Source organism: Dyella sp. NPDC103356 (assembly GCF_055584465.1).
On sequence record NZ_JBVJLZ010000010.1, the window covers coordinates 126096 to 139882 of the forward strand.

A 13787-nucleotide genomic window follows, 5' to 3' on the forward strand; every position below is an offset into this window, starting at 1 on the left:
CACTGGATCCCGGCCTGCGCCGGGACGACGAGTAGGTTAGCCTTTCGAGAAATTCCGATATCGCTCGATCAAAGCGCCTCAAGATTCATGTACAAACGTTGCCCCTCACGCACCCAAAGCAAAATCGATAGCCGCACAAACCGCCGCCACCTGCGCCGTATTGCATTGCTCGGGCGTGGCGCGAGGGCTATCGGGATAAACCTCGGTGGTCGTTGTGTAACGGGCTTGGGTCATACCGGCGCAGAGGCCGAGCTTTCTAAGCGCGTAGTTGATGATGCCTGGCCCCACGACCGGCGAACCAATGATCTCGCCCTTGGCATCCGCGGGAGCAATATGGGTGACCTTGGCCACCGCCTCGATCACGGCCCGCTGGAATGCCGGCTGCGGATTCTCCGTATCGCCCACCAGGTAGAACCCATCAGGGATCTCGCCCGGCTCGTAGCTCAATCCATCGCGCGCGGCCAAGGCCGGACGAAACTCGGATTCGTCGGTGTCGGTGGTTTCGTGTAAATCGATATGCACCAGCACACGATCACGGAAAGGTGCGACCAACCCCATCAGCGCTGCCGATTCCTGCGCAGGACTGCTATCGCGGAACGAGCGGTTCGGATCCAGCGCCTGTGCGTTCCAGCGATGAATCCGTTCGTAAGCCCACGGGCTGACGCAAGGCGCAACGATCAGATTGACCCGCCCTTCATAAGCCGCGGCGTGTTGATCGACAAACTGCAAGGCCCCGTGTACGCCGCTGGTTTCGTAACCATGCACGCCACCCGTTACCAGCGCGGTGGGTAGCTCGTCGTTCCATTGGCGGCTCTTGATCGCCATCAGCGGATAACTGTCGGGGTGATAATTCAGGCTGCCGTATTGCACAACGTCAAAGCGCGAGCGCAATGCCTCGATCTTGCTCAACACATCCGCCTCGTAGCTGCGCTGGCGGGTTTGCTGCGACAGCCAGGTGGCGACTTCGGCCGGGCCCCAGGGAGTACCGGGTGTGCCAATCGGATAACGGGCTTGGACGATCATGGCTTTATTCGCTCCGCTGTGCATAAAGTTAATCAGCTAATTTTAGCACTGCGACGGACGATGCTTCAGCCGTCATCATTCCGCACCATATCGGGCCTGGGATCTACTCCGTCGTAGCCTCATAGAGCTGCGCTCGAAACATCTCAAAGGACCGCTCGATCAGAAAGATGGCGCCATTATCCGGGTCATAAAGATAAATGTAGCCATAGTCCGAATCGCGCAACGACAGAAAGATGGCGTGGCCACCGGCGTCATAGGCGAAGGGAACAAACGTCGACCTGACCCACGTGCCGACATCGTCATCGCTCGGCGTGATATCGCCATAGTCTTCGACCAGTGTTTCGATGGTCAGCGTCCCGTACTTGATCGGGTTGAATCCATGAACGGGCAGTCCCCAACGCCCTGCCTCGACATCGTCCTCCAAAGGGGAGCCGCCGTTGTCGCGCAAATAATGCAATCGGAATGAGTCCGGCAGCGAGCGGCAAAAGAGCGTCTCGAACTGGCGAAATTCCGCATCGACTATGGGTTGTTCCTGATCGACTAACTCGGCCATCTATCGAACCCCTTATTCCCCCAACAAATGGCTCCCCGTTGCCGCCCTGGATCATACCGGCCGATGTCTTATGGCACACGCTAAAGCCCAGCGGCCTGGATAATGTCCATTGTGAAGCATGGTTTCCAGGTAGATTCAGATGTGAGCTAAAAAGGGGAAAACAGATGAGCCACGAAAGCAAGCTCGCTCGATTGGCAGGCCTCTTGTATCTCATCGTCGTCATCGCAGGGGTATTCAGGCTGGTCTACGTCCCCTCGCAGATCCTCGTCTCCGATGATATGCACGCAACAATCAATCGCATTGCTGCGTCCGAGCTCCTGTTTCGAGCGGGTATTGCCAGCGCCCTGGTCGAACAGGTGGCGTTTCTGCTCCTGCCTCTGGCTCTCTTCTACCTTTTGCAATCCGTCAGCAAGCCGATTGCGGTTCTCATGACGGCCTTTGTCGCTGTCAGTGTCCCGATCGCGCTGGCTGGCCTGGGCCATCAGCTGGACGTGTTGGACCTGTTAAGCGATGCCCGCAAACAGCCTTTTGCGCCGGGACAGCTGGAGTTGCTGGTCAAGCAATCCTTCGACGCCTATGACAACCAGCTACGGATCACGGAGTTGTTCTGGGGACTATGGCTATTGCCTTTTGGCTACCTGGTCTTCAAGTCCGGGTTGCTACCCAGAATCCTCGGAATCTTCCTGATGCTCGGCTGCTTCAGCTATGTCGTAGAGGTGTTTGGCAGCATCCTGTTTGCTCAGTATTCGAGTACCGCCATTGCACACTACATACGAATGCCCGCTGCTGTAGGCGAGATCGGTACCTGCTTCTGGCTCCTTTTGTTTGGTGCGCGCCGCCGCGCCGGGGCAAAGCTCTGAATACCGGGGATCAAGCACAAAACTGACAGATCCACGCCCGCGTTTAGCCATCCATAAAAAGCACTATCGGCATATCGACAGGTCCTCGGGGAATATTCATGCGCAGACTGCTGCTTTGCTCTGTCTTCGCTGTGAGCTATCTATTCGGTACGCAGAACACAGGTGCCGAGCCGAATGAAACGCCGCCCGTCGCTGGCCTGAGTCATGTGCCGGTTGCCGTCAAGAACCTGAGCGAGGCCTCGGCCGACTTTGCCCGTCTGGGCTTTGTCCTCAAACCCGGGCACCTGCACGACGATGGCATTCAAAACAATCATGTGAAATTTCCGGACGGAACGGAAATCGAACTAATCAGCGCGCGCAGCGCGGTCGACTCGGTCACCGCCTCCTATGTGACGTTTCTGACCCGGGGAGACGGCCCTGCCTTCCTTGCGCTCTACGCTCCGGATCTTCAGCGCGTTGCCGCATGGCTGGATAAAGCACAACTGCAATACACGCGGGAGGATGGGTTGATCTCCCTCGCCGAGAACGGGCCTCATCCAGATATCTTCTTTGCTGGCTTGAACCACTCACCCACCGATCTCCCCCAGTACTTTCAACATCCCAACGGCGCGACACGGCTGCTCGCTGTCTGGATGGTTGGTAAGGATTTCGTGGCGGAGCGCAGTCTTTTTCGTGGCCTCGGCGCGACATCGGCAACTAGCGTGACCCGCATGCCGAAGAAGACGTCCGTTGAAACCATGCGCTTCAAACAAGGCGAGATACGTCTGCTACCAATGAGCTATCAGGTAGTGCCCGGCCATCGCATCGTTGGCGTTACGGTCCAAACATCCGATCTGGGCAAGGTGAGGCGCTCGCTTCGCGCAGCCGGTCTCAGCATCCCGCCTGAGATAACTTCCAGTGACGGGAAGAGTCTGTTCGTTCCGCCAACGCTTGCACGCGGCATGTGGATTGAGTTTCGGGAGACGAAGCCCTAGGCGATCCGTCGCTCGTTTAATTCAACCCGCCTCGCTACCCAGGCGTAGATGGACACCAAGCTCCCGGGCCAGCTCGCGCATCGGCTCGGCATCGCGACTGAGCGTCATCCAGCCGGCGAAGCTTTCATCATCGGTATCTCGCAGCCACAAGGTGTAGCCATGTGGCGCAAGATTGTCATAGGCGACGGCGAGCAGTTCCTCCGCATCGACATGGGCATGGAAATCGTCGTCGTCCGGATCGCCGTTCCAGTCGATCGCCAGATTCCAGCGCGCGCCCAGTTCATCGATCGCCTGCACCAGCGCATGCGTGTCTTCGGCATCCACATGAAAGGTCGCACGCCAGTCGGCCACCTGCCCCACGACCTGCGCCACGTCGATCTCATCCTCATGCGTATCGCCCACCGCATCGCGGTAGGCCGCGAACTGCTGCAGCGCCGCGTCGTCGTCGCCCGGGTTGATCAACAGCAGGAGCTGCCAGACCTGGGCATCCAGCGACGTATCATCTTCGTCGAAGGGATGGTCGGTATCGAAATCGTCGTCGGAGCTATTCATGGCTGCGCCACCCAATGTCAGGGCGGCATCATCTCATTCGGACGTACGCTCGAAAACAGGCGCGCAGTTCATTTGTCCCGATACCCGGGGTGTTTGCCCGAAAAAATCCATGACAGCGGCCGCCACTCGCCCGAGATGGCCTGCAGGATGGACAAAGGGGTTCTACCTGAATTTCCGCCTTGATCAAGCCACCTTGGCCGAGCGCCTGAACGGAGAAGCGCCATGAAGCTTTGGACCATAGCCCTGTGCCTGCTGACCCTCTGCGGGAGCGCATATGCGCAAACAACGGTTTGGCAACCCGCTCCAGGGCATACGCAAATACCGCTATGGCCCGGCACGCCACCCGATCCCAAGCCCATGCCGGGCCCCGAGCACACCGATACCGGCGACAAACTCATCGGCGGCAAGACGATCTCGGGAGTCACCAACGTGTCGCAGCCCACGATGACGGTCTACGCCCCCACCGGGACGAATACAGGCGCTGCGGTCGTCGTGTTCCCCGGCGGGGGATTTGCGGGGCTGGCCATGGATCTTGAGGGCACCGAGGTCTGCGACTGGCTTACACCCAGAGGCATCACGTGCGTTCTGCTGAAGTATCGCGTTCCAAGCACACCGTATGAATGGAAATGCGATTGCCGCCCGCACAATTTCAGCCTGTCCATGCCCTCACTGCAGGACGCCCAGAGAGCATTGCGACTGGTCCGTTCGCGCGCCGCGGAGTGGCATATCGATCCGCACAAGATCGGCGTGCTCGGGTTCTCGGCAGGTGGCTATTTGGTCGCTGAAACGAGCACCAACTTCAAACGTCACACCTACGCACCCGTAGATGCGGTCGACAAGGAAAGCAGCCGCCCGGATTTTGCCGTCGCCATTTATCCCGGGCATCTGGTAACTGACGAGGGCAAGTTCAATTCGAATATCACGGTCTCCCGTGAAACCCCACCCACGTTCCTGTTGCAGGCTGAAGACGACTACGTGGATGGCGTCAACCAATCGTTGGCTTACTTTGCCGCACTCAAGAAGGCCGACGTGCCCACGGAGATGCATCTGTACGCGCACGGCGGGCATGCGTTCGGGTTGCGGCCGACGGAGCTTCCGATTACCCATTGGCCCACGCTGGTCGATGCATGGCTGCGGACGATCGGTATCGTCAAGGATTGAAGGCTTGGCTTTTGCGCTTCCTACGAGCGGCCGCTATTTAGCGGCCGTCTTTTTTGTAACGGGCGCTGCCTTTCCTATCGCCGATCCAATCATTCCGCTGCCGTAAGCGCTAATCTCGCGGGCACTCCTGTCCAGTCGCCTGACCCATGAATAGCTCGACTACCGCTTCCGGATTGCTTGGCGACACCGCCGCGCGCGACTACTCCGGGAAACTGCGTCGCTTCAACGCCTTCGCTGCGCCCGAGCTTCGCGAGGCGATCGCGAGCCTTGGGCTGAAGCCGGGTATGCGCGTCCTGGACGCGGGCTGCGGCACGGGAGAGGCATTAGGGTGGCTTGCCGAGGAGGTGACTCCCGAGGGTGCGGTTGTCGGCATCGATCTAGCTGGAGCGCATGTCAAAGCGGCACGCGCTATCACGCCGGCAGATAGCGCACTGGTGCTCCAGGCAAACCTCATGGAAGCACCCGTGGCTCCTACGAGCTTCGATCTGATCTGGTCGGTCAACGTCATCAACCATCTCCGCTCGCCGTTGGCCGGCATCCATGCACTGACTGGCCTGCTTCGCCCGGGCGGCCGTGTTGCGCTCGGCCAGAGCTCGCTATTGCCGGACATGTACTTTGCCTGGGACTCCAGACTGGAGCGCCTGGTCAATGAAGCGGTGCGCCAGTACTACCGCGACCGGTACCAGCTCGACGAACGTGATCTGACCGCCGTGCGCGCCATTGCCGGCCTGCTGCGCCAGGCAGGGCTACGGGATGTGCGTGCGCGCACCTTCATGATCGAACGACTGGCACCCGTGCGCTCAGAGGACGAGGACTATCTCGTGGAAACGATTTTTCGAGACAGCTGGGGTCCCCGGTTGCAGCCTTATCTGCAGAGCAACGACTACGAGGAGCTGATGCGCCTATGCGATCCGCATCATCCAGATTTCGCGTTGCGTCGTGCGGATTTTCATTTCTTGCAAAGTTTCACACTAGTTGTCGGCGAGATTTGACCTCACCGACTGAGCTATCACCTGGATAAGAGCCTAAGACCCAGATCTCCGCTTTCGTCATCGACCAGTCTCTCGATCGTAAATGCGCTGCTCGGATACAGAGCGTGCACTTGATAAGACCATGCCTGTTCAAAGATAGAAAGGAGCTTGGCCACCGAAGGATCGTCTAATTGCCACTCATCGCCAACCACCTCGGATATGAAGCTATCCAGCAATACGATGTTCATCCACGACTGCGCTTCGGGCATGGATTTATAGCTCTTTGCTTTTGCGTTCAACTCAACAGTGCTTTGACCAAATCGATTAACGAAAAGGTATCCTTCCAACTGTACGATCTCGGGAACTAAGTCTCCCAGCCAATATGCCAGTCTATATATGTCCATCCGGTGTCCGTAGGTGGTTTCGATAGTTCTGTTGATTCGGGTGATGAAGGCGGGGGTGATGGCTGCTGTGGCTGAGAAGATACTTCATCGGGATTTGGCGACGCCTGTGCATACGCTGGCGCGGTGAGCATCATCAACGCCAACGCAAAAAAACATCACCGCCACTGCTGCAGCCGTGGCGCGCATCGCCCGCACTCAATCCCCTGTACCAAATAAGCAGCCAGGACCAGCGCTACTGGCTCAATGACCGCGTTGGCAGGTGACGCTACGCTTGGACAAATGGCTTCTCAACAGGCAGGAACCTGCGAAACACCTCAAGAGATTACTTATTCCTTTGGTATCGCGGACATAAACAAATATGCCAATGGAAATAAGATTTGTAACAGCGTGGAATAGGTACATGGGCACCGATTAGGCGCCTGATTACCTTAGACCTCAGCGCCGAGCTTGGACAAGGCCTTTGCAATCTCATCACGATGTCTGGCGGCCTTCATCCACCTTGGAAGGCGCGAGAACATTGCGCCATTGCTGGCGTTCTGCCTGACCCTGAGCTTCGCCGATACGTAGCCCAAGAGTTCCTCGACGTGCCTTTGGTTGTACGCCCACACCGTACCGAATCGCGTTTCTTTGCTCAGGCGCAACGGCAGGCCGAAATGCGGATCGATGCATGGGTCGCTGGGGCGGGCGATGGCGACGGAAACGGTGATCGCGGTTTCATGGCCGCATTCCGAACAATGCTTCTGCAGCGCAACGGGAAGATTCACTGGCGACCTGGGAAGGTCGACAGATAAGGCAAGCCATTTGTACCCGCAGTAACCACACGGCTGCCGCCCCTCCAGCTTGACGGGACCAACCCAGTCACCGGGCTTCAGTTCGAGCGAGCAGCTTGCGCATTGAAATAGAGCACTCCATCCACTAGAGCCCCATTGAGCGGTAACTGTTCCCGCCGCGTCACACTGAATGCAACGAACAAGAACTTCGTCCGCAAAGGCGCTGAGATACTTACCGGTATCGACGAATCTCTTTGTCATACCCATTTGGCCCACATCCTGGGTGTCGCTTGTTGCCGAGACTATAAACGGTCACGCGCGCTGGAGCGGCCTCCTAACTAATCAGGCAAGCACGTCAACGGCTCCACGATGGGCCAATACCTTTAAGGATGAGATCGACCCCGGCCAGGAAATCCATGCGGTCGTCATGGCCGCGCAACTGCCCGGCGACGCTGCGTGCGAACGGGTATTCCTGCGGATCGAGTTGCGACCAGGCAGTCGCCACCTCATCCAGAAAGTTGGATCGATCGAGGCCGTGCGTCTGAGCGAACTGCGCATTGGCCGCGTTCTGCCCGCCAACGCCAAGGATGTAGCTCAGCAACGCAGATACCGTTGCCCACTGCGCTCCTTCCGGTACGCCCAGCGCCTGAACCTGCTGGCCGATGCGTTCGAGAATGCGCACGGTGGGCAACTGCCCCGGGGCGGCGGTGAGCGCCGAGCCCACCCATGGATGGGCGTCGATGGCGTCGAACATGCCCAGGGCGAGGGCGCGAATAGTGGCCTCTGGCGTCGCGCCGGTCACACACGCTTCCATCGTGCTGGCGACGATGTGAGCGCTAGCGGCAGTCAGTAGATCGCCCTTATTGGCGATATGCCAATAAATCGCGCCCGGACCGGTGGCAAGCCGCTCGGACAGGGCGCGGAACGTCAGGCCGCCCTCTCCGCTGCTGTCCAGAATCTCGATCGACGCTTCGATGATGCGCTCCCGCGAGAGCGACTCTTCACGGCGTTTGCTGCTGCGTGCTTTTTTGGCCATGGCCTATCTTGACACAAATGGAACGCCGCTCCAATATAATGGAACGTCATTCCACAACTGCCTCCCGACTCCCGCAGCAGCCCCAACCCGAAGACAATCACCATGAATACCACCATCGCAATCATTGGCGCCGGACTCGGCGGCCTGACGCTTGCACGCGTCCTCCACGTTCACGGCATCGCAGCCACGGTCTACGAAGCGGAAGCCTCGGCGAACGCACGGGCGCAGGGCGGCATGCTCGATATCCATGAAAACAACGGACAGCTAGCGCTCAAGGCGGCAGGGCTGTTCGATCAATTCCTTGAAATCATCTACCCCGGCGGCCAGGCAACGCGGGTGCTCGACAAGGATGGCCATGTCCTGTTTGAAGATCCCGATGACGGTACAGGCGGTCGACCTGAAGTACCCCGCGGAGAGCTCCGCCGAATACTGCTCGAATCGCTTCCTGTCGACACCGTTCATTGGGGACAGAAAGTCACCGCGGTGTCCTCGCTTGGCGATGGCCGGCACACGGTGACCTTTGCCGATGGCTCGACCGTGACGGCCGGCCTTCTCGTGGGTGCCGATGGCGCGTGGTCGAAAGTCAGGCCACTCCTTTCCGAGGCGAAGCCGGTATATGTCGGCATCACATTCATCGAAACCTGCCTGTTTGATAGCGACACCTGCCATAAGGCAAGCGCGGAAGTGGTCGGCGGCGGTTCGTTGTTTGCACTGGCGCCGGGAAAAGGGATCGCCGCGCACCGCGAGCCCAACGGCGTGCTGCATACCTATGTGGAGTTGAGCAAACCCAGGGCCTGGATCGACAGCATCGATTTCTCCGACCCGGCGACTGCCCGCGCCTGCGTCGCCAAAGAGTTCGACGACTGGGCACCCGCACTGACCGCACTCATCACCGATGGCGAAACTGATCCCGTACCTCGCCCGATTCATGCGCTCCCGGTCGAGCACCGATGGAGCCGCGTCCCTGGTGTAACACTGCTCGGTGATGCGGCACACCTGATGACGCCGTCCGGCGAAGGGGCGAATCTCGCCATGTTCGATGGCGCCGAACTCGGAAAGGCCATCGCGGCCAACCCCGGTGACATTGAAGCCGCGCTGATGGCGTATGAAAAGGATCTCTTTCCTCGCAGTGCCTTTGAAGCTGCGGAGTCGGAAAAGATTCTCAACATATGCCTCGGTCCCGGCGCGCCCCAGAGCCTGGTTGATATGTTTGCCCAGAACCCATCCATCGAATAGTCAATAAGCCAGAACGAGCGGCGCCAAAGAAAAGGCATGCGCTCAAATTGACTCAATAAACAGTGAAAACAATAGCTTGCCAAGAAAAGCCCATTTCCCGGAAATAATCGAGCATTTGCCTTCCGACGATAATCGACTGCATAATGCTTTCGGTTAGGGGGAATAAAATGCACGCCAAGCTTTGTGGCGATGCATCTCATAAAGACGCATTTGGCCAATAGTCTGCTTTTTGTCAGACTTCTCGGCTTTTATTAATTTCTACACCGGGTAAGCAGTCGTGTTGCTCACCGCATGTCGAGGGGACATGCGTCGGTCGGCTATGTCGGCCGGGAGCAGCACGGGATAAGCATGCCCGCCGAGAATGTCCGTTATCGCGGCGGCTACCGAAACACGATCGGCGGCCCGCCAGTGTGCGTGACCGCTCCTGTTTGATTCATAAGGGGAGTCTCCATGAATTCCAGAAGGCGTTTTCTGAAATCATCGCTGGCCGTTGCACTTGTCCCGCTTCTACCTCGTATCGGCTTTGCCGACGAACCGCTATCCGCCGCGGCAACAGTGACGCGTCCGAGCTGGGAAGTATTTCGTCGCGGGCCGCTTTATTCGGTGTATGTCGAGACCATTCGCAAGATGCGCGCAAACACCAATCCCAGCGATCCCAATAGCTGGTTTTACTGGGCCAACGTGCATCAGAACTTTTGCCCGCATGGTATCGCCTACTTCCTGGCCTGGCATCGCGGCTATCTGCATCTGTTCGAACAGAAGCTGCGCGACATTTCGCGCAACAACGCGCTGGTCGTACCTTACTGGGATTACTACACCAATCCCAATATGCCGGTGGAGTTCCTCGATCCCACATCGCCGCTTTATATCGCCAATCGGCGCAACACCAACGTGCACGCGTCGCTCAGCCTCGACCCGTTCGCCAATCAGATCATCAATTTTCCGCAGGGCGCACCTAATGCGTTCGAGCCTTCGGTGGAGAGCCGCCCGCATAACGCCGTACACAATATCATCGGCGGCGTGATGGCGAATCTTCAGTCGCCCCAGGATCCGATCTTCTGGGTGCATCACGCCAATATCGACCGCCTGTGGGCCGCCTGGGTCAAGGCCGGGAACGGCCGCACGATGCCGCCGCCCTCCTCGTCGTACTGGTCGGATATCTTCAACTATGCGCCCGGCGTAAGCTTGCCGCGCAAGGTGACCATCTCGACCGTTGGCCTCGGCTACACGTACGAGAACGAGAACATGCCCAACAGGATCCCACCGGTGAGAGCACCGAACCGACCGCCGCTGATCAAGCTCAAGGCGCTGTCGCCCCAGCTGCTCAGCACACAGACTCTGGGCGGTGGCGAGCAGCTTTCGCTGGACCAGAAATCAGTCAGCGTAGAAGTGCCCGTATCCGTCCAGCAGCAACCGCGACTGCGCAACCTGCTGAAGGCAGCTCCCCAGACCGCAGACGTCAGCGCTACGACCAGCATACGCGTGGTGCTTGACGGCGTATCGCTCACTGAACTTGGTCAAAGCGGCGGCTATTACTACAAGGTCTATATCGATCTGCCTGAGCGCGCCAACAGCAAACACGAGGACAGCGACTACCTGCTCGGCACCCTGGGCCCGTTCGAAATCTCCGGCATGCAGCATCATGCCGAGCATGGCGGCGGCAGCGTGCAACTGTCATTCCCGGCCACCGAGGCCCTGCAGGAAATCGGACCGGACAAGCTCGACAAGCTCACCGTATCCTTCATCCGCGTAGACGGCGACACGCCGGTCAAGGGCGCGGTGATCAATATCAAGGCGTTCCGTGTGGAAGCGGGTGACACGCCGGCGCAATAGAGCGACGAACGTCGAGGAATTGCGAAATGATTCCATAGGTCAGGCCTGCAATGTCAGGCCTGACCCAAGGCGTCCTTATCTGCGAAATACATAAAACGGCCACCCTCTTGTACACACGAGAGAGTAGCTATATCGAAATTTTTATCGAACTGGAAACGCCATGACCAGTCATCCGCACGCTCTCCATCGAGGGCGGGCTCAATCGATATGACACCCCAAGAACCGAGATCGATGGCGAGTACGCCGCTGTCGGTCATGGTCACATCAGTCACTTCGGAACCCATGCATCTGTAGACATCGGACAGAAAAGCCGAGCGCTCATCAAAAAAATCCGCATAAACGGCGCCATTGACCTTCTTGTTGATATGAGCACCGCACGCGAACACAACATCAATATACGAAAGCGACTCGTTTTTCTGCATCAAAAACCGCAATGTGACTTGCAGGCTCAAGATACGAATTTCATCCAGGATCGCGCCCCTCGTTAAATCGCCTGCTAACGATGAGGCCTGGCTTTCATTCAGTTTCATGTCATTTCTCAGGCTCTGAATCCAGGGGAATGTGCGGGGCCTGCCTCTGTTCAATCTTTGGAATATTTTCCAAACTGCGCTCGGTCTCGGGGTCAACTGGTTGCTGGGATTCCCAGTTCCGTTGGGCGAGATTCCGGTGACTATCTTCCTATATGAGGTGTAGTCATAGGTCGCTACCACCGCCCCTTGCTCATGAGCTTCCGCCGGAACTGCTCTCTGAGGATCGACGTATATGTAGGTAACCATTCTTACGAAGTTGTCGCTGCCGGTATCTTCTATCGAACGATCATTGCTGCCTGCCGTTGCCGCTGTAGTTGTAGTTGACCAGCCACCCAGTCTGTCTTACACCCGGGTGACCGGGTCTGCACATAGACAGACAATATTTCGATCGGACGCTGGGTGCCGATCGGAACGAAGTCGGGATTGACCACGCCACCGAATCAAGTTTATCGCTTCGCAGATAGTGCATCTCGCCTTAAAGCTCCGCAGGCTCGCGGCCATCTCCGCCGCGAGCCTGCCTACACTTAATTCATACGCGCTTCCACCGATCAACGAGGAAGCGTGCAACTGAGCACAAAGGGTACGGGAGCAGCCCCGAAAGGAGGCGTCGTCGATTGTGTGGCTACCGTAACACCCGTGGTCGTGATATTGGACACTTCAATTTGAAAGTCTGTGGAACTTGCGCCGACCACAGCAGCCACGCAAACCGGCGTTGATGCGAACGCGGAACTGAATGTAATGGTGTAGACATCATCCACCGGATCGATGATTGCATCGCCGCTTAAAGAGGAGCTGCCGACCACCGACCCCCCTTCGTTATATAAAGCGGTGAACACGGTCTGGCTTGGCTGCCCGACCTTCGTAGTCCCTAACAATGGAGGAATACAGGGCAACGAAGTCACCCACCTCACCGATTGAATGCCTGCCACATTATCAACGCAGGCGTAGATCGGTGTATTGGACGGCCCCTCGCTCGTTTGTGCATGAACGGCATGAGGCATCAGAGCACCGACGAACAAGCTTGCGGCTAACATGAATTGCACGCATAGGTATTTCATATGCTGACTCCATGAAAATCAACCGAGAAAGGCCAGCAAGACACTGGCGACCGGGGAGGCGGCAAGGCAATGGCTCGCCATCGAGAATGGCGCTGTTGAAACAAAACAGGATCTTCATGGAAAGCTCAAGGTCACAAAAAGACCCCGCCTTTTTCAGGAACGAGTCCTTGGATTTGGCATCCCCGTCATAATAAATATCACAGCCCAATCCCTATGCCGGTAGCACATTATTGAAACATATTAAATCCGTGATGCGGTATCCACAATAATAATAATCCTTATCGGCATTATTATAAGTAAATACACGACGATAAAAATTTATTAAAATCCAAGTAATGATAGATCGGGGAGCGGCGCGCCCCGCTCCTGGGCCTGCAGTCTTAACGAGCCACAGCTGCGATATCGGCAACGATCTTCCTGGAGCAGATATCCATCTCATCGGCCCAACATGAACCATCAACCGTCCCAAGAAATTTCGATGCCGGGCCGACGATAACAATGACGTAGTAGAAATTAGTCCGCTGCCCTACATCGTGCCAGTACAGATGGCCAGGAAGAATCCATCGCGCGCCTTCCCCTCCCTGAGAGCCCTGAGTGAATCGATCCGATGCGGCCACGCTTTTCTCAAGAGAAGCTACGAGATTCTGAGTGAGTCCGTCATCACCACCCGATTCAATCCTGATTCCCATCTTGCTGTCTTCCGCATGGGATGAAACAAATATCCCATTGGCACCAGCAGCCACCATCAGTGCAGTAAAAATGGGCCACGCCGACTTAAGCAGCACGTTTGAGTTCCTGACACTCACCCCACTCTTGAACGCATCCC

General features: G+C 57.5%; 15 protein-coding genes. 6 read left to right on the top strand and 9 right to left on the bottom strand.

Annotated elements, in window-relative coordinates; all coding sequences use genetic code 11:
• Positions 1-105: 105 nt before the first annotated feature.
• Positions 106-1023, bottom strand: a complete 918-nt coding sequence (locus tag ACZ6WW_RS20105) for a M14 family metallopeptidase (protein WP_465275778.1) — start codon at positions 1021-1023, stop codon at positions 106-108.
• 103 nt (positions 1024-1126) lie between these two features.
• Positions 1127-1576 carry an SMI1/KNR4 family protein gene (locus tag ACZ6WW_RS20110; RefSeq protein ID WP_465275779.1) on the bottom strand — a complete coding sequence of 150 codons (450 nt, stop codon included), beginning with the start codon at positions 1574-1576 and terminating at the stop codon, positions 1127-1129.
• Positions 1577-1740: 164 nt separating this feature from the next.
• Here ACZ6WW_RS20110 and ACZ6WW_RS20115 point away from each other — a divergent pair, with 164 nt between their 5' ends.
• Positions 1741-2436 (top strand): DUF4386 domain-containing protein, encoded by a 696-nt coding sequence (locus tag ACZ6WW_RS20115; protein ID WP_465275780.1) that lies wholly within the window; start codon positions 1741-1743, stop codon positions 2434-2436.
• A 98-nt stretch (positions 2437-2534) separates the two neighbouring features.
• Positions 2535-3410 carry a VOC family protein gene (locus ACZ6WW_RS20120; protein ID WP_465275781.1) on the top strand — a complete coding sequence of 292 codons (876 nt, stop codon included), beginning with the start codon at positions 2535-2537 and terminating at the stop codon, positions 3408-3410.
• A 21-nt stretch (positions 3411-3431) separates the two neighbouring features.
• On the opposite strand, the gene ACZ6WW_RS20125 is transcribed toward ACZ6WW_RS20120, so the two are convergent.
• Positions 3432-3962 carry a DUF6630 family protein gene (locus ACZ6WW_RS20125; RefSeq protein WP_465275782.1) on the bottom strand — a complete coding sequence of 177 codons (531 nt, stop codon included), beginning with the start codon at positions 3960-3962 and terminating at the stop codon, positions 3432-3434.
• A gap of 237 nt (positions 3963-4199) precedes the next feature.
• Between ACZ6WW_RS20125 and ACZ6WW_RS20130 the strand changes: the two genes are divergently transcribed.
• Positions 4200-5123, top strand: a complete 924-nt coding sequence (locus tag ACZ6WW_RS20130) for an alpha/beta hydrolase (protein WP_465275839.1) — start codon at positions 4200-4202, stop codon at positions 5121-5123.
• A 146-nt stretch (positions 5124-5269) separates the two neighbouring features.
• Positions 5270-6115 (top strand): class I SAM-dependent methyltransferase, encoded by an 846-nt coding sequence (locus ACZ6WW_RS20135; RefSeq protein ID WP_465275783.1) that lies wholly within the window; start codon positions 5270-5272, stop codon positions 6113-6115.
• Positions 6116-6132: 17 nt separating this feature from the next.
• Here the strand turns inward: ACZ6WW_RS20135 and ACZ6WW_RS20140 are convergent, their stop codons facing one another.
• The 3 genes from ACZ6WW_RS20140 to ACZ6WW_RS20150 all read right to left on the bottom strand — a co-directional run bounded on the left by ACZ6WW_RS20140 (position 6133) and on the right by ACZ6WW_RS20150 (position 8304).
• Entirely contained in the window at positions 6133-6363 is a 231-nt protein-coding gene (locus ACZ6WW_RS20140) for a hypothetical protein (RefSeq protein WP_465275784.1), read from the bottom strand.
• 563 nt (positions 6364-6926) lie between these two features.
• Entirely contained in the window at positions 6927-7535 is a 609-nt protein-coding gene (locus ACZ6WW_RS20145) for a hypothetical protein (protein WP_465275785.1), read from the bottom strand.
• 88 nt (positions 7536-7623) lie between these two features.
• Complete coding sequence (locus ACZ6WW_RS20150) at positions 7624-8304, bottom strand: TetR/AcrR family transcriptional regulator (RefSeq protein WP_465275786.1); 681 nt, start codon at positions 8302-8304, stop codon at positions 7624-7626.
• Positions 8305-8406: 102 nt separating this feature from the next.
• Here ACZ6WW_RS20150 and ACZ6WW_RS20155 point away from each other — a divergent pair, with 102 nt between their 5' ends.
• Positions 8407-9540, top strand: coding sequence for an FAD-dependent oxidoreductase (locus ACZ6WW_RS20155; RefSeq protein ID WP_465275787.1), 1134 nt, complete (start codon positions 8407-8409; stop codon positions 9538-9540).
• Positions 9541-9990: 450 nt separating this feature from the next.
• The gene (locus tag ACZ6WW_RS20160; protein WP_465275788.1) at positions 9991-11373 is read left to right on the top strand and encodes a tyrosinase family protein; all 1383 of its coding nucleotides are present in this window, start codon (positions 9991-9993) and stop codon (positions 11371-11373) included.
• Positions 11374-11426: 53 nt separating this feature from the next.
• On the opposite strand, the gene ACZ6WW_RS20165 is transcribed toward ACZ6WW_RS20160, so the two are convergent.
• The 3 genes from ACZ6WW_RS20165 to ACZ6WW_RS20175 form a co-directional block, all read right to left on the bottom strand.
• Entirely contained in the window at positions 11427-11903 is a 477-nt protein-coding gene (locus ACZ6WW_RS20165) for a hypothetical protein (RefSeq protein ID WP_465275789.1), read from the bottom strand.
• A gap of 548 nt (positions 11904-12451) precedes the next feature.
• Positions 12452-12961, bottom strand: coding sequence for an H-type lectin domain-containing protein (locus ACZ6WW_RS20170; protein WP_465275790.1), 510 nt, complete (start codon positions 12959-12961; stop codon positions 12452-12454).
• Positions 12962-13341: 380 nt separating this feature from the next.
• Positions 13342-13746 carry a hypothetical protein gene (locus ACZ6WW_RS20175; RefSeq protein ID WP_465275791.1) on the bottom strand — a complete coding sequence of 135 codons (405 nt, stop codon included), beginning with the start codon at positions 13744-13746 and terminating at the stop codon, positions 13342-13344.
• Positions 13747-13787: the final 41 nt, after the last annotated feature.